Here is a 15,564-nt window from a genome sequence, read left to right on the forward strand (position 1 = left end):
GGTTGCAGCTGCATGAAGTCACTCTCAAAATCACAGATTATGGCGCTAGGTTTTATGACCTTTGCCTTGTTTCTCGGAGCGGGAAACATTATTTTTCCAGCCGCGGCAGGCGTGCAATCAGGCAGCCAGCTATGGTTAGTGGCAGTGGGTTTTTTGCTGACTGGTGTAGGACTGCCGCTGGCTACAGTTATAGCTTTAGCCAAGGTGGGCGGTGGCTTGCAAACATTGACGGCACCTATAGGCGTGCGTGCAGGAACGGTGTTTGCCATTATGGTTTACTTGGCTATCGGTCCTTTTTTCGCTACACCGCGCACCGCAGTGGTTGCCTATGAAATAGGGATAGTGCCTTTTTTCGGTGAGCATTGGTGGCTATTACTGCTGTTTAGCAGTCTGTATTTTGCAACAGTGCTTTATTTAGCGCTTAACCCCAATAAAATACTTGTGCGAATAGGTCAGTTCATTACTCCAGTCTTATTGGCTGCCCTTGTATTGCTTGGCTTGGCGACGCTATTCAATCCTGCTGGAAGCTTGGGTGAAGCAAGTGGTCATTATGCCAGCCAGCCCATGACGCAGGGTTTTCTTGATGGTTATTTGACCATGGATGCCTTGGGTGCTTTGGTATTTGGCGTGGTCATTGCCGGAACAATCCGCAGTCAGGGTGTCACTGAGCTTAAGCAAATCACGCGTTATTCTATTTATGCTGGGCTTATTGCTGCGCTTGGTTTGTCTGTGGTGTATGTGTCTTTATTTTATCTTGGCGCAACCAGCCACCAGATTGCTGCGGATGCAACAAATGGCGGACAGGTTTTAGCTATCTACGTGCATTATGCTTTTGGTGATTGGGGTATTTTACTGTTGTCCGTGGTTATTACTCTTGCCTGTTTAACCACCGCCACTGGACTGCTGGCTGCCTGTGGAGAATACTTTAAGTGGTTGTGGGGTATTCGCTATCAAAGAACAGTGGTGTTTTTTGCGTTGTTTAGCTTGGTGGTTGCCAATCAAGGTTTGACCCAGCTGATTAAGGTGTCAGTACCAGCCTTGGTGGGCCTGTATCCATTAGCGATAGTGTTGGTGTTGTTAAGTTTTTTAAAACCAATTTGGCATAACCCCGGACGTGTATTTAAGTCCGTCTTATTGATGACGCTGGTTTTTGGGTTGGTCGATGCATTAGTGGTGGCGGGAGTTGATTGGCAGTTGCTGACAGTTTTCCAGCAGTTACCCTTGGCACACAAACAGATGGCCTGGGTGCTTCCAGCCTGTGCGCTGGTAGTTGTATTAACATTGCTGGACAGGAAACACCCTAATGTGAACAAACAGGCGCACACACCACTGGATTAGGACATATCAGCGTTTGAAGGTAATTATTATGGTGGCAATGCTCATACTGGCAGGCATATTTGTTTTTCTATTGAGTTGGCTTTGGTTGATTTGGCGTGCATTCATATTTAAGCCTTTTTGGGGCTTGGCTGTGGTGATGCCACCTTTTATAGTTATTTTTTTGCTGCTGCACTGGCGTAGGGCGGTGTTGCCCTTAATATCGCTGTTTGTTGGCGCGGGTTTGCTGGCGGCAGGCAGCTACCAGTTGGCTACCGAGCAACCGGAGAAGTGGCAAAAATTAATGGCGTGGAATTGGTTTGCGACTGGGGATGCGCAGGCTTGGGGTGGTGAAGGACAGCTGCAGGGCAGTATTTTTGGGCAGCGGTTTTTAGTGCATTCGGCAGAGATTGACGAAAATGTGTTGTATTTGCGTGAAAAAACAACAGATGGATTTGGCGCGCAACTAAAAATTAATTTGCTCAATACGCCCAACCTGCAGCAGCAAGCTGGTTTGTTTGTTGATGTGTTGCCTGATGATCAGCAACCATTACCGCACATAGAGATTGTCTGGTACGACTATGAACGCGGGCAAAGACTGAAAAAGCAGATTACATCGGATTACACCATGCACATTGCCTTAAAGAGCGAGCCGCCTAATCAGCTGGTGGGTGACTTTTATCTCGCTTTAGCCACGCCGCAACACACGCAGGTTTCCGGTGTTTTGCAAGTCAACAGCGATAAGTTGCGCTATCAGGGAACGCAGGTTGATTTAAGTTATGACCATGCGCAAACGATCGATTATTTATTGCATAACTACAGTCGCAGCCTACTGGAAGTGGACAATTTGCATTTTAAGCGTACATCCAAGCTTGATATGTTTTCTGTGCCGTTGTCGGTGCAAGGTCAGCTGTTGATTGCTAACAAGAGTTTTCCAGTGCAGTTTACTTTGACCAAAGATCAGCGCTGGCAAGTAGTCGACTCAAATCTTGCGGCCATAGCCCAGCAACTGGCTGCACGTGACAGCATACAAGTAGAGCAGGCCGAGGAGTTCTCATTGGCGCATCTGTTAGCTAATTTTAACGGCTATCTAAACCAAGAAATGCAGGTTAAAACCATTAATAGGCATAATTTTACAGGCTATTTTCAGGGTCTGAATGCTGAGGGTGGTTTGATTTTCAAACGCAGCATGCATAAAGGTGGTGAAGTGACTTTTCAGCTGCAGCCGGATGAAATAGAAGAAATTATGTGGATGTCAGAACAGTAAGGGGTTTTTGCTTGAATTATTTTTTGCCGCCCCCATCTCCCAGTGCATGACCGTATCACGGTGGTTTATAACTGTGGAGTTAAATAATGACTGTAGACGCACAAAAAGAAACGCTTGGTTTTCAAACTGAAGTAAAGCAATTACTGCATCTAATGATTCACTCTTTATATTCTAATAAAGAGATTTTCCTTCGCGAGCTCATTTCCAACGCTTCGGACGCTGCTGACAAGCTGCGCTTTGAGGCGCTATCTAAGCCTGAGTTGTTAGAGCAAGATCCTGAGCTGAAAATTCAGATCAGCTTTGATAAAGAGGCTAATACCCTGACCATCGAAGATAACGCTATTGGCATGAGTCGTGATGAGGTGATTAACCACTTAGGTACCATCGCTAAGTCGGGTACGTCCGAGTTTTTGAAGAACCTCACAGGGGATCAAAAGAAAGATTCACAGCTGATTGGCCAGTTTGGCGTGGGCTTTTATTCAGCCTTTATTGTTGCGGATAAGGTGGAAGTCTTTACCCGTCGTGCCGGCTTAAGTGCTGAGGAAGGCGTATTGTGGAGCTCAGCCGGTGAGGGTGAGTTTGATATCTCTACCATTAATAAACCTGAGCGTGGCAGCCGCATCGTGTTGCATTTAAAACCAGACGCCCGCGAATATGCTGATGGCTGGCGCTTGCGTAATGTCATCACTAAGTACTCTGACCATGTGGCGTTGCCGATTGAACTGCCTAAAGAGCAGCAGGGTGAAGACGACAAGCCAGCAGAGATTGAATGGGAAGTGGTCAACCGTGCCAGCGCCCTGTGGACGCGTGCGCGTACCGAGATCAAGGACGAGGAATACCAAGAGTTTTATAAGCATGTGGCTCATGACTTTGAAAACCCATTAGCGTGGAGTCATAACAAGGTTGAAGGCAAGCTGGAGTACACCTCTTTACTCTACGTTCCAGCGCGTGCTCCTTTTGACCTATACCAGCGTGAAGCACCTAAAGGGTTGAAACTCTATGTGCAGCGTGTGTTTATCATGGATCAAGCGGATGAGTTCTTGCCGCTGTATTTGCGCTTTATTAAAGGGGTGGTGGATTCCAACGATTTGTCGTTGAACATCTCTCGCGAAATTCTGCAGAAAGCCCCGATTATTGACAGCATGAAAACCGCGCTCACTAAGCGCTCGTTGGATATGCTGGAGAAAATGGCGAAAAGCGAACCCGATAACTACGCCAAAGTTTGGGATGCCTTTGGTCAGGTGCTAAAAGAAGGGCCGGCGGAAGATTTTGCTAACAAAGAAAAGGTCGCGGGTTTGCTTCGTTTTGCTTCGACCCACAATACGGACGAGCAGCAAAATGTCTCTTTGGCGGCATACATTGAGCGTATGCAGGAAGGGCAGGAAAAAATCTATTACCTGACCGGTGAAAGCTATGCGCAGATTAAAAACAGCCCACACCTAGAAGTCTTCCGTAAAAAAGGCATCGAAGTGCTGCTGATGACCGACCGTATTGATGAGTGGCTGATGAGCTACCTGACCGAGTTTGATGGCAAACAGTTTGTGGATGTGGCGCGTGGTGACCTAGATCTAGGTAATCTTGATTCAGAAGAAGACAAGAAAGCTCAAGAGGAAGTGGCGAAGGATAAAGAAGCCTTGGTTGAGCGCTTGCAAGGTGTGCTAAAAGATCAGGTGGCCAGCGTACGTGTCTCGCACCGTTTGACGGACTCGCCGGCTATTTTGGCGATTGGTGAGCAGGATCTCGGCTTGCAAATGCGTCAGATTCTGGAAGCCACAGGGCAGAAGGTACCGGATTCTAAGCCTGTATTTGAGTTTAATCCGCAGCACCCGCTGCTGGAAAAACTCGATGCTGAGCCCGATGAGGATCGTTTTGCCGATTTAGCACATATCCTGTTTGATCAAGCAGCATTGGCAGCGGGTGATAGCATCAAAGACCCAGCCGCCTATGTGCAGCGCTTGAATAAGCTGCTGGTAGAGCTGGCAGGTTAAACAAACATCTGAGTTTAACAAAAAGCCCTTGTCAATACGTTTGGCAAGGGCTTTTTTTATAAGGGTGGCAAGGGATTAAGCCAGTGAAGATACCAGCTTGGTTTCGTTAGCTAGGTTATCGTAAATCGGGCAGCGAGCTTCAATACGCTCTAATAAATCTTGCTTAGCGGCATCATCGAGATCAGCGTCAATGCCTACTTTCAGACGTATTTCTTGAAAGCCTGTGCGTGCGGTCGTTTCACGCCCCAAGATACGGTCAGTATCGTAATCGGCCTCTACTTCAAAGGTCATGCCGCGCAAGGTGAATTTTTCCTGGAAGGCAATAATACGTCCAATGCTGCCAACACAGCCAGCGTAGGCAGCCAAAATCAACTCAGGTGGAGCCGGGCCTAAGTCAGCACCGCCAGAGTTTTTTGGTTGATCCATGTAGATTTTGTGCTCGCCACACATAATTTCAATGGTCATACCAGCGCCCATTTTTCCAGTAGCACGAATAGTCTTCATTGGCATAAATAGCTCCTTAGTTAAGTAAAACTGCTCGAGTGAGGGTTTATAGAATGTCGCTATTCTATGCTGCTGCTTGATGTTATGCAAAAAAGTAAATAATGCTAAAGGATTGTCGCGCAGCTTTATTCGGGCATTGCTGTTATCGGTTTACCGTTAACTGAACCCTGTTCAAGCATGATGGTGTAATCCTTGCCGTCTTTTTCAACTTGATTGAGTTGCACTAACAAGAAATTCCAGTCAGCCGCAAACCAGAGCGTGGTTTTGCGCTGGCTTTGACTCGGATCGCGTACCCGCTCAACTTTGATGGTGCGCAGTTTACCTACGCTGGTTGTGACGATTTCCTCGCCTAAAACGCGGAAATCATAGGTATCTAACTCATTGCCATCGACCACTGAATAACTCATGGCTTGCTGGCCTGCTGCAACATCGAGTTGCAGTGCGAGTTGATAAGAAGATTTGTCGAGTACGCCAACTAACAAAGGCATTTCAAAAGGCTGTTTTTTTTCTACACCCGTTATCAGGTAGGTTTGCCAATTAAAGTCTTGGCTGTTTTTTTTTGCCTTACCCAAGCCTGTGCGCTGATAGCGGTATTTGAGGGGCTGGATTTGCTCACCGGCTAAACGCAATGTGCTGGTTTCTTTTAACCCAGCCACAATCATGGAGGCTTCAAAGCTTAAACGCCACGTGTCATCACCGTTGTTTTTTAATGAGCGCTCGGCTTTGCCAGTAAAAGGAAGCTGCGACCAGTCCGCAGTGTAACTGGCATGAAAAGGCTGTAGTTCGGCAGCAGCGAGGTTAGCACTACACAGACTAAGCAATAAAGTCGTTAATAAAATACGTAGCATGCTTGAGCACCTCGGTTTTAGCTGGATGGATTAAATGGGTAGCCGGTGTTGGATAAAACGTGCCCATCTAAGACAACGGTATTATTGGCAAGTTGCAGGCGTCCTTCAGCAAACCACTGCACGGCAAGCGGGTAGATTTGGTGTTCAAGCTGATGGATCTTTTGCGCTAGACTGTCAACGTTATCATCGGCTTCGATAGCGATACTGGCTTGAATAATCACAGGGCCGCCGTCTAGGTGTTCGGTAACAAAGTGAACGCTGCAACCGTGCTCTGTGTCGCCTGCTTCCAGTACGCGTTGATGGGTATCCAGTCCTTTGTATTTAGGTAATAGCGAGGGGTGGATATTCATTAAACGCTGCTGGTAGTGCTGGGTAAACTCTGGCGTGAGAATACGCATAAACCCAGCCAGCACCACCAAATCAGGCTGGTACTGGTCGATAACTTGGATTAATGCTTGGTCAAACGCTAAGCGGTCTGAATAATCACGGTGCGACAATACCTGCGTGGGCACCCCAGCGCGTGCGGCGCGTTGTAAACCAAAGGCATCCGCTTTATTGCTGATTACTGCGCTGATGGTGACTGATTCATTGTCTTGAAAATGATTCAGCAAGGCTTGTAAGTTACTGCCCGATCCGGAAATTAATACAACGACCGAGCAGGTATTCTTTGCACTCATAGATGCTGTTTTAGGTTGTTCAATACAATGGCTGTGGCGTCTGCTTTGGCGGCTTGGATATGACCGATGCGCCAAGGATGCTCACCCGATGCGCGTAAGTGCTCTAGCACGCTTTGCTCATCTTCAGCACCAACACAAATAATCATGCCCACGCCGCAGTTAAGTACGCGATGCATTTCTACTTCATCAACATTGCCCTGTTGCTGTAACCAGTCAAAAACGGCAGGGCGTTTCCAGCTAGCCACATCCACCACTGCTTGTGCGTTTTCTGGCAATACGCGTGGAATGTTTTCTAGCAACCCACCACCCGTAATGTGGGAAATAGCTTTAACCTTGCCGGTTTCTTTAATTAATTTGAGCACTGGTTTGACATAAATACGGGTGGGTGCCAGCAGGTGTTCAGCCAGTGGTTGGCCTTCAATCAATGTGCTGTTGATGTCTGCACCAGCGACTTCAATGATCTTGCGAATCAATGAATAACCATTGGAGTGTGGACCAGAAGATGGTAGGGCGATAAGGACATCACCTGCCGCTACTTTGGAGCCATCAATGATTTCAGATTTCTCAACGACACCGACACAAAAGCCAGCCAAATCATAATCTTCGCCCGTGTACATGCCAGGCATTTCAGCGGTTTCACCGCCAACGAGCGCGCAACCTGCCATTTCACAGCCTGCACCAATGCCGGTAACAACATCAGCGGCCACATCGATATTGAGCTTGCCGGTCGCGTAATAGTCTAGGAAAAACAATGGCTCAGCACCGCACACAACCAGATCATTGACGCACATAGCGACCAAGTCGATACCGATTTTATCGTGGCGGTTAAGGTCAATCGCTAAGCGTAACTTGGTGCCCACACCGTCTGTGCCTGACACTAATACAGGCTGGCGGTAACCTTCAGGGATTTCACAGAGCGCGCCAAAACCACCCAAACCACCCAAAACTTCAGGGCGTGCGGTGCGCTTGGCAACATGTTTGATGCGTTGAACAAGGGCTTCACCGGCGTCAATATCAACACCAGCATCCTTGTAGCTAATAGAGGGTTTTTGCGTGCTCATGAATAAACCTTTGCAGAACAGGTAGTAGGGAGGGGGGATTTTATCAGGCTTATGCTGTTGCGGCTATGTTAAAGGCTATCCTGAACAGGCTGTGCTGCAAAAAATCAATGGGCAATGTAAGCGGGACCTTGGATTAGCGGTACAGCGTTTAGCGAGGCGAGTTCTTTTTAACGTTAGCATACCGCTCTGCAACGGCCCTGCGCAATTCTTGCTGCAGTCTGCGGCTCAATTCTTGCGCAATGAGCGGGGTGAAATCTTGGATGATTTCAGGGAGGATTTTTTCAGCACTGTGTATCAATAACTGCTGTTCGAAACTGAGTGAGTCTGGTTGTGGCGCGCTGATAATGTCTTCCAGAAGAGGCACGGAGTCAAACATTTTCTCCCCCGTTAACTGCTGGTGTAGTCGTGTCAGATCATCCAGTAAATCCTGGGCTTGTGTACTGCTTGCTGGTTTACGCATAGAAAAAACCTCAAAGCTCGACCCGTTGTGGTTGGTAGCCTAGCTGACGATACTGCATAAAGTTTTCTCGGCTTTTTTGCAGTATTTCCGGTGCTTGGCAAACAATTTCGATAATACGGTTAAAGTGATGTATGGGCGATGGGATTTGCATAGCTAGGTTGATAAAAACCACATCATTATCTACAGGCTGCTCATCGACAGCCAACACAATAGGAGCTTGCGGATTGTCTTGGTAAAGATTGTGCGGCAGAAAAGATGCTGAACGAAATGACCATAACAGCTCATCCAGTTGCTGCGCCTGGGCTAGATCACAGCAACGGATAAAGGTGCTTAATTGCGCCTGCCATGCTTTAGCTGCCAGCTGGCAGACGAGCACAAGGCGCTCCTGCAGCTGGTCGCTGGGGCTGACGTAAAAATCTATTCTCACGCGCGCTGATCCAAGAGGTACTGCAGCAGTAACGGAACTGGACGGCCTGTTGCGCCTTTATCTTTACCGCCACTAATCCAAGCTGTACCGGCGATGTCGAGGTGTGCCCAAGGGTAATCCTTGGTAAAACGCGACAAGAAACAGCCCGCGGTAATAGTACCCGCCTTTGGGCCGCCGATATTCGCCATATCGGCAAAGGGGCTGTCGAGCTGTTCTTGGTAGTCATCAAATAAAGGCAGTTGCCATGCTGCATCGCTGGCTGTTTGACTGGCCTTGAGTAAGGCATCCACTAACTCTTGATTATTACCCATCAGACCGCTGGTTTGACTGCCCAAGGCAACAATACAAGCGCCCGTTAAAGTAGCAATGTTAATCACGCTTTTGGGATTGAAACGCTTAACGTAAGTGAGCGCATCGCACAGCACTAAGCGGCCTTCGGCATCGGTGTTGAGGATTTCAACGGTTTGGCCGCTCATGGTGGTGATGATGTCGCCCGGACGTGTAGCACCGCCGCTGGGCATGTTTTCTGCGCACGTCAGCACGCCAATCACATTGATAGGCAACTTGAGTTCGAGCAGGCTGGCAAACACGCCAAGCACAGTGGCCGCGCCGCACATGTCGTATTTCATTTCATCCATGCCGGCACCGGGTTTTAAGCTAATACCGCCGGAATCAAATGTAATTCCCTTACCGACCAATACATAGGGTTGGTCATCGGCATTAGCGCCTTGGTAATTCAGTACAATAAGTCGTGGTGGCTGCTCGCTACCCTTGGCCACCGCCAGCAGCGCGTTAGCGCCAAGTTCTTTAAGTTGCTCTTCTTCTAGTACTTCAACGACCAGCTGGTTATGTTGCTGCGCCATGGTGCGGGCTTGTTCGGCCAGATAACTAGGCTGGCAAATATTAGGGGGTAAATTGCCTAAGTCGCGGGTGAGGTTCATGCCGCTGGCAAAGGCTTCTGCGTGCTGGCAAGCCTCATGAACGGCTTCAACTTCATCAGCGGTGGTTAAAAACTCAATATTTTTCAGTTCAATGGGTGTGGATTTCTCACTTTTAAACTGATCGAAAACATAGAGGTTATCAGCAAAGCACTGCGCAATTAGGCGGGCCGTATTGGCATTGCTGTGTTCCTTTGCTTGAATGCTGTCGAGCGCCAGTGTGGCTTGCTCGGCATTTAAGGGCTTGAGTTGGTTGGTGATTGCAGCGACGGTTTTGCGTAAAGCTTTGTCGGATAATTGTTTTTCTTTGCCAATACCAATCAGTAAAATACGTTGCGCCGCAATGCCTGCTGGCTGACGGATCAGTAAGCTTTGTCCTGCTTTACCTTGAATGTCACCGTTTTGTAGTGCTGCTTGCAGGGCACCATTACTGGCCTTGTCGAGCTGCAATGCGCTAGCACTAAGCTCTAAGCTTTCGTCAAGGGCGAAAATCAGCGTACCAGTGCTCAGAGTAGCAACGGATTCGTGGGTAACAGAAAAATGCATGCTTAATGTTCCTCAAGACAAAGAGAATAATATAAAGGATAATACGCGCCATAAAGGGTGCTTCTGCGCGCATTGATAGGAAGTAGGTATTGTGCTTACAGCTTAGATTAATCCTACTGTTATAGGCAAGTTTTGTTAAGGGCTGCATTTTAAAGCAGGTTTGCTGGAGTTTTGTTTGATAATTTTTCGTTATTTAACGCGTGAAGTACTACTGACTTTGAGTGCGGTTAGCGCTGTGTTGTTGGTTATTATCATGAGTGGTCGCTTTATCAAATATATGGCTCAGGCTGCTCAGGGCTTGCTCGATCCCAGCGCCTTGCTATTAATTATGGCCTATAGAATACCGGGGTTTTTACAGCTTATTTTACCTTTGGGTTTGTTCTTGGGCGTTTTGTTGGCCTACGGGCGTTTGTATTTGGAAAGTGAAATCACTGTTTTAAATGCCTCAGGCGTAAGCCAGCAACGTATCTTTGCCTACACCAGCGCACCTGCTTTATTGGTAGCCGTTGTGTTGGCTTTTTTAAGTTTTTACCTAACGCCCTATGGTATGAGGCAGGTAGAAACTATTTTGCATGAGCAGGATGCTTTAACTGAATTCGACACGCTAGTGCCGGGACGCTTTCAGTCTATGAAAGAGGGCGGGAGGGTGACCTATGTTGAAGAAGTCAGCAGTGATCGTGAGCAGCTGCAGGGTGTTTTTGTTACTGAAACACAGGTTGGTGCAAAATCCAAAACCGTGGATAACAAAAAGATTAGCGTGCTGATTGCCAAGTCGGGTCAACAGGTTTTACACAGTGATGGCAGTCGTTATTTAGTGCTTGAAGATGGCTATCGTTATGACGGTCAGCCGGGTCAGGCTGATTATCGCGTGGTTAAGTACGATACCTACGCTGTTTTGCTGCCCAAGCCTTCTGTTGGTTTAACTGTGAGTGATCGCGAGGCGATGTCGACAACAGAACTAATGGCTGGCACGCATCAGAGATTTAAAACAGAAATGCACTGGCGCATAGCCATACCCTTGCTCGCTTTTGTGGTGACTTTGATAGCAGTGCCCTTAGCCAAGGTGAACCCTCGTCAAGGCCGTTTTTTAAAGCTGTTACCTGCTATTTTTCTGTATATGGCGTACTTGGCTTTATTAATTGCAATGCGCGATGCGCTCGATAAAGGGCGCGTATCCAATGCTGTGGGTATGTGGCCTGTACATGCATTGTTTTTATGCGTGGGTGTTGTTCTGCTGTATTGGGAGAGGTTACGTTACAGGCTATCTAAATGGCGTAGCGTAACCGCTAAGGATGTCGCCCATGCATAAGTTAGATCGCTATGTGGGTAACGCTGTGTTAGTGGCTATTCTTGCCGTGTTGGGCGTGATTAGTGGGCTGGCGCTCTTGTTTGCCTTTATTGATCAGCTAAGTGATTTGCAGGACGGTTACACGCTAAAAGATGCGCTCATCTATGTCGGCTTGACGGCACCTAGACGTATTTACGATGTGTTGCCCATGTCGGCACTTATTGGCTGCTTGGTGGGGCTGGGTTCCTTGGCGTCCAACAGTGAGCTGACAGTGATGCGCGCAGCGGGGGTGTCATTGATGCGTATTGTCTGGTCGGTGATGCAGCCGTTGCTGTTACTCATGGTGATCGGGCTGGCGATAGCTGAGTATGTCGCGCCATGGACCGAAAGCATGGCGCAAGCACATCGCTCCATGGCTCAGTCTGCTGGAAAAGCGCAAAGCTCTAAACATGGTTTGTGGCATCGACAAGGGCAAGAATATATCCACATCAACACCGTTCAGCCAAACGGTCTGTTGTTGGGAGTTACGCGCTATAAGTTCAATGAGCAGCGACAGCTGCAGGTAGTCAGTTTTGCGCGCCAAGCCTCGTTTCAAGAAGGAACTTGGCTGTTAGAGGATATTGTTTATACCCATCTAGAGGCGCGTAGCTCAAGCGTTAATCAGGCTGAAAAAGAACAGTGGGATGTGGCGCTAAAGCCAGAATTGTTGAACACGGTGGTGATGGATCCGGATGCATTGCCTATTACAGGGCTATGGAGTTATACCCGTTACTTATCAGAACAAGGGCTTAACGCTAAGAATTACTTGCTGGCATTCTGGAGTAAGGTTTTGCAACCCGTGGTTACAGCTATGCTGGTGTTGATGGCGATTTCTTTTGTTTTTGGCCCCTTGCGCTCAGTGACTTTGGGGCAGCGTGTGTTTACCGGCGTGGTGGTGGGTTTTGTCTTTAAAATAGTACAAGACCTGTTGGGACCCGCCAGCATGGTATTTAACTTCCCTCCACTGCTGGCGGTGCTTTTACCGGCGGGGATTTGCGCTTTTATTGGCCTGTGGCTGCTGCGTCGAGCGGGCTAGAGTTTGTAAACCTACCTATCTAAACATCAGCAGGGTTTAATGGCTACAGGCATTCTGCGCTCGCGCCCAAAACCGCGTTTGGTTATTTTGGGACCCATGGCAGCCTGACGTCTCTTGTATTCGCTTAAATTAATTAAGCGCACAATGCGATTCACAGTAGCAACGTCAAAACCTTGGGCAATAATCTGCGCGCTTGATTGGTTTTCTTCCACGTACAAGCGAATGATCTCATCCAGCACGGGATAAGGCGGCAAGTTGTCGGTGTCGCTCTGGTCTGGCGCAAGCTCGGCTGTTGGCGGGCGAGTGATGACGCGCTCAGGTATCACCGCTGATAGGCTGTTGCGGTAGTGTGCCAAGCGATACACCAGTGTTTTGGGTACATCTTTGAGTGGCGCAAAACCACCTGCCATATCACCATAAAGCGTGCAATAACCCACTGCCATTTCACTTTTATTGCTGGTGGTTAACAGCAGAGCCCCGCTGCGGTTGGACAAAGCCATCAGCAAACTACCGCGGCTGCGGGCTTGCAGGTTTTGCTCGGTCGTATCCTGTGCGCTGGCTGGCCACTGATTTAATACAGGCTCTAATTGTTGGCTGAATTGCTGCACAATATCGATAATTGGCAATATGTGGTAAGTCACACCCATGCAGTTGGCTTGCTCAGCGGCGTCATCTTGGCTGATTTGTGCGGTGTAATGGTAGGGCATCATTACCGCCGTAACCTTATCTGCACCCAGAGCATCAACGGCAATGGCGAGTACCAGCGCTGAATCAATCCCCCCGGACAAGCCAAGCAGTACTCCTTTAAAACCGCAACTGGCTACATACCCACGCAGGCTGGTTACCAGCGCCTGATAAACCAAAGCTTCCTCGCTGAGTAGGTGGTTGTTTAGCGGCTGCTGTTGCTCAGCTAAATTAAACTCTAGCGTGTCGCAAACAAAGGCTGCTGCGCGTTGCAGTAATTGTCCTTGGGCGTTTAAAACCGAGCTTTGACCGGCGTAGATCCACTCGTCCTGCGCGCCGACTGTATTAATAAAGACAAGCGGACAACCCAGTTGCTGTGCTGCTTTGGCGAGGGTTTGCTCACGCTCCTGGGTGCGATTAAGGTAAAAAAGGTCGGCACTTAAGTTCAGCAAAACATCTGGCTGTTGGGTAAGCTGGTTAAGAAAATCTGGCTGGCTCGGCTCATCACCGAGGGCAAGTGCGATCCTGATGCCGCGAAACGTTAACGTGGGCTGATTGTTGCCCGGAGTGAAATAACGCGCCTCATCAAAGATTTGATCCTGTGTCAAAAACTGCTTGGCATACTGCCACTGCAGCTGACCTTGATTGAAAAAAGCACAGCCGTTGAAAATATCGCCTTGACTAAACAAAGGCATGCCCACAATAAATGGACAGATTGTGCTTAGCTCGCACAGCTGCTTAATGGCTGGTTGTAGCTGTTGCTCGAGAGTAGGATAAAACAACTGATCTTGCAGGGCGTAGCCAGTTAAGGCCATTTCCGAAAACACCACCAAATCTACCTGCTGCTGTTTGCCTAGCTGCAACTGCTGTTTGATGTGGTTCAAGTTGGATTGGATATCACCTAGCTGGCTAGGTATCTGTGCGATCAAAAAACAGAAATTGGCTGGCATGAGCGGGCTCGTTGTAGTTGCGTCTGCAGTTATTCTAGCAAAAGACGTTGTGCAGGTAGCAACCCATACCGTAAACAGGCAAAGAGCGTGCTACCAAGTTACGCCAACACCCATCAAGTATCGGCGGTTATTGACGTCACCGTACTTGCTGCGTATTTTTTCCCACTCGGCTTTTAAACTTAAGGATGCCCAGCTATTTAATTTATAACGCAAGCCTGTTTCAGCATCCAGCACGTAATCAACCTCGTTGGTAAAAGGTACAGCCAACTCGCCTTTGTTAAAAAACTCTAGGGTTCTGGTTAAGAAAAAGCGTTGGTAATCCCAAGATAGAGTCGATGAGTTAAAGCGTTCTTTATGGCCATCTTTGTATTGGAAAATACTGTGGTTGATCAGTCCAGCCAGCGAAAGTGAGCCAAGCTCGTTATCCCAAAACTGAAAACCCGGGCCTGTGCCATAGGTGTGTTGTTTGGTTAGGTCTTCTAGCCGATCGTGATTGAATTTATACTTGCCTTGCCAGAACCAACGCTCGGAAATGAATCGATCCAGCGCATAGCTGGCCATCAGCTGGTCGGTTTTTTTGTTGTCGTCTTTGATCTCGTAATCGTACTCAAGCTCGGCGTTATGACGCCAATGTCCGTGACGTAGCTTGGTTTTCGCATCAATGTCATAGCTATCAGAACTGCTTTCTTTGCGCTTGAAATCGGCAGACAGATGTATACTGCCCGTCCACAGCAGATCTTGGGTAAGCTTGCTTTCAGTCACGGGCAGCGCTTGGTAAATATCAGCAATCACAACGCTGCGATCATTAGAATGGCTAATGATTGTCTTGCCCGGCTTGGCTGGTTGCAGGCGAGCGTTAACTGGTTCACTGAAGCGCTGCTCTTTAATCAGCAGTTGCTTGGTTGTTTCAATGCTGGAGATTTTGCGAGTATCTATACTAATAGTGCCGGCATAGGTGGTTTTTAGTAGTAATTTACCGGCATCTATCAGTATGACCTCGCCGGTTAGGCGGTCACCGTTTTTAAGCAGTAAGTTGTCTGCCCAAACGGAGCAGCTCAGCATAAGCGTGGCAGAAACAATTAAACGAACGAGAGCTTGCATTGGTTTGACCGGTTAGCAAAATGAATGCGTTAAGATGATGTTCAGGGTTACCTGAGGCAGCGTATTTTGCAGAATTTATCTAGAAAAGCAATTGATATGTTTGATACCGCAGAGCAAAGACGCCACGCGCTGTATGGCGCATTATCGCAGGTGCCAGAAGGAAAAGTGGTAACCTATGGACAGCTGGCAAAGCTGGCTGGACTTGGGCGAGCTGCACGGTGGGTCGGTAGTCAGCTTAAAAAATTACCAGAGGGTACAAATCTACCTTGGCATCGGGTGCTTAATCATACTGGGCGATTAAGTGTGCCTGAAGGTAGCGAGGTGTGGATTGAACAAATTCAACGTTTACGTGCCGAAGGTGTAAATGTAGTGGATGGGCGCGTATCCTTACATTTATATAAATGGCGCGCTTTTGATGGAGTGAGCATCTAGCAAT

15 protein-coding genes are annotated in these 15,564 nt (G+C 48.2%); 6 read left to right on the forward strand and 9 right to left on the reverse strand.

Annotation, left to right across the window (positions count from 1 at the left end):
- Positions 1 to 12 precede the first annotated feature (12 nt).
- From brnQ to htpG, 3 genes are all read left to right on the forward strand, one after another.
- A complete protein-coding gene (gene brnQ, locus QEZ41_RS01515; RefSeq protein WP_289409588.1) occupies positions 13 to 1,338 on the forward strand; it encodes a branched-chain amino acid transport system II carrier protein in 1,326 nt (441 codons plus the stop codon).
- Between the two features lie 28 nt (positions 1,339 to 1,366).
- Positions 1,367 to 2,581, forward strand: coding sequence for a hypothetical protein (locus QEZ41_RS01520; protein ID WP_289409589.1), 1,215 nt, complete (start codon positions 1,367 to 1,369; stop codon positions 2,579 to 2,581).
- Positions 2,582 to 2,667: 86 nt separating this feature from the next.
- Positions 2,668 to 4,569: a molecular chaperone HtpG gene (gene htpG / locus QEZ41_RS01525; RefSeq protein WP_289409590.1), complete on the forward strand. Its 1,902-nt coding sequence runs from the start codon at positions 2,668 to 2,670 to the stop codon at positions 4,567 to 4,569.
- Positions 4,570 to 4,644: 75 nt separating this feature from the next.
- Here htpG and QEZ41_RS01530 read toward each other — a convergent pair whose 3' ends face one another.
- The 7 genes from QEZ41_RS01530 to QEZ41_RS01560 form a co-directional block, all read right to left on the reverse strand.
- Entirely contained in the window at positions 4,645 to 5,079 is a 435-nt protein-coding gene (locus QEZ41_RS01530) for an OsmC family protein (RefSeq protein ID WP_289409591.1), read from the reverse strand.
- A 119-nt stretch (positions 5,080 to 5,198) separates the two neighbouring features.
- Positions 5,199 to 5,921 (reverse strand): DUF3108 domain-containing protein, encoded by a 723-nt coding sequence (locus QEZ41_RS01535; protein ID WP_289409592.1) that lies wholly within the window; start codon positions 5,919 to 5,921, stop codon positions 5,199 to 5,201.
- A gap of 17 nt (positions 5,922 to 5,938) precedes the next feature.
- A complete protein-coding gene (purN, locus tag QEZ41_RS01540) occupies positions 5,939 to 6,598 on the reverse strand; it encodes a phosphoribosylglycinamide formyltransferase (RefSeq protein WP_289409593.1) in 660 nt (219 codons plus the stop codon).
- On the reverse strand, positions 6,595 to 7,659 hold the full coding sequence (gene purM, locus QEZ41_RS01545) for a phosphoribosylformylglycinamidine cyclo-ligase (protein WP_289409594.1): 1,065 nt from the start codon (positions 7,657 to 7,659) through the stop codon (positions 6,595 to 6,597). Before purM ends, purN begins: the two co-directional genes overlap by 4 nt.
- Positions 7,660 to 7,807: 148 nt before the next feature.
- Entirely contained in the window at positions 7,808 to 8,119 is a 312-nt protein-coding gene (locus tag QEZ41_RS01550) for a hypothetical protein (protein ID WP_289409595.1), read from the reverse strand.
- Between the two features lie 10 nt (positions 8,120 to 8,129).
- Positions 8,130 to 8,546, reverse strand: coding sequence for a DNA polymerase III subunit chi (locus QEZ41_RS01555; protein WP_289409596.1), 417 nt, complete (start codon positions 8,544 to 8,546; stop codon positions 8,130 to 8,132).
- Entirely contained in the window at positions 8,543 to 10,030 is a 1,488-nt protein-coding gene (locus QEZ41_RS01560) for a leucyl aminopeptidase (protein WP_289409597.1), read from the reverse strand. The genes QEZ41_RS01555 and QEZ41_RS01560 overlap by 4 nt, the downstream gene beginning before the upstream one ends.
- 175 nt (positions 10,031 to 10,205) lie before the next feature.
- Here QEZ41_RS01560 and lptF point away from each other — a divergent pair, with 175 nt between their 5' ends.
- Positions 10,206 to 11,339: an LPS export ABC transporter permease LptF gene (lptF, locus tag QEZ41_RS01565; RefSeq protein ID WP_289409598.1), complete on the forward strand. Its 1,134-nt coding sequence runs from the start codon at positions 10,206 to 10,208 to the stop codon at positions 11,337 to 11,339.
- Positions 11,332 to 12,393: an LPS export ABC transporter permease LptG gene (gene lptG, locus QEZ41_RS01570; RefSeq protein ID WP_289409599.1), complete on the forward strand. Its 1,062-nt coding sequence runs from the start codon at positions 11,332 to 11,334 to the stop codon at positions 12,391 to 12,393. The genes lptF and lptG overlap by 8 nt, the downstream gene beginning before the upstream one ends.
- A gap of 26 nt (positions 12,394 to 12,419) precedes the next feature.
- Here the strand turns inward: lptG and QEZ41_RS01575 are convergent, their stop codons facing one another.
- The gene (locus QEZ41_RS01575) at positions 12,420 to 14,027 is read right to left on the reverse strand and encodes an NAD+ synthase (protein WP_289409600.1); all 1,608 of its coding nucleotides are present in this window, start codon (positions 14,025 to 14,027) and stop codon (positions 12,420 to 12,422) included.
- Between the two features lie 90 nt (positions 14,028 to 14,117).
- Complete coding sequence (locus tag QEZ41_RS01580) at positions 14,118 to 15,128, reverse strand: DUF481 domain-containing protein (RefSeq protein WP_289409601.1); 1,011 nt, start codon at positions 15,126 to 15,128, stop codon at positions 14,118 to 14,120.
- 96 nt (positions 15,129 to 15,224) lie between these two features.
- Between QEZ41_RS01580 and QEZ41_RS01585 the strand changes: the two genes are divergently transcribed.
- Entirely contained in the window at positions 15,225 to 15,560 is a 336-nt protein-coding gene (locus QEZ41_RS01585; protein WP_289409602.1) for an MGMT family protein, read from the forward strand.
- The last annotated feature ends 4 nt before the right edge of the window (positions 15,561 to 15,564 follow it).

The sequence above is a fragment of the Thiopseudomonas acetoxidans genome (genome assembly GCF_030362935.1).
GTDB classification, from domain to species: Bacteria; Pseudomonadota; Gammaproteobacteria; order Pseudomonadales; family Pseudomonadaceae; genus Thiopseudomonas; species Thiopseudomonas acetoxidans.

Bases quoted from the DNA above. Each gene is read 5' to 3' on its own strand.
- brnQ (WP_289409588.1), top strand. From the start codon at position 13: ATGAAGTCACTCTCAAAATCACAGATTATGGCGCTAGGTTTTATGACC.
- QEZ41_RS01520 (WP_289409589.1), top strand. From the start codon at position 1,367: ATGGTGGCAATGCTCATACTGGCAGGCATATTTGTTTTTCTATTGAGT.
- htpG (WP_289409590.1), top strand. From the start codon at position 2,668: ATGACTGTAGACGCACAAAAAGAAACGCTTGGTTTTCAAACTGAAGTA.
- QEZ41_RS01530 (WP_289409591.1), bottom strand. From the start codon at position 5,079: ATGCCAATGAAGACTATTCGTGCTACTGGAAAAATGGGCGCTGGTATG.
- QEZ41_RS01535 (WP_289409592.1), bottom strand. From the start codon at position 5,921: ATGCTACGTATTTTATTAACGACTTTATTGCTTAGTCTGTGTAGTGCT.
- purN (WP_289409593.1), bottom strand. From the start codon at position 6,598: ATGAGTGCAAAGAATACCTGCTCGGTCGTTGTATTAATTTCCGGATCG.
- purM (WP_289409594.1), bottom strand. From the start codon at position 7,659: ATGAGCACGCAAAAACCCTCTATTAGCTACAAGGATGCTGGTGTTGAT.
- QEZ41_RS01550 (WP_289409595.1), bottom strand. From the start codon at position 8,119: ATGCGTAAACCAGCAAGCAGTACACAAGCCCAGGATTTACTGGATGAT.
- QEZ41_RS01560 (WP_289409597.1), bottom strand. From the start codon at position 10,030: ATGCATTTTTCTGTTACCCACGAATCCGTTGCTACTCTGAGCACTGGT.
- lptG (WP_289409599.1), top strand. From the start codon at position 11,332: ATGCATAAGTTAGATCGCTATGTGGGTAACGCTGTGTTAGTGGCTATT.
- QEZ41_RS01575 (WP_289409600.1), bottom strand. From the start codon at position 14,027: ATGCCAGCCAATTTCTGTTTTTTGATCGCACAGATACCTAGCCAGCTA.
- QEZ41_RS01580 (WP_289409601.1), bottom strand. From the start codon at position 15,128: ATGCAAGCTCTCGTTCGTTTAATTGTTTCTGCCACGCTTATGCTGAGC.
- QEZ41_RS01585 (WP_289409602.1), top strand. From the start codon at position 15,225: ATGTTTGATACCGCAGAGCAAAGACGCCACGCGCTGTATGGCGCATTA.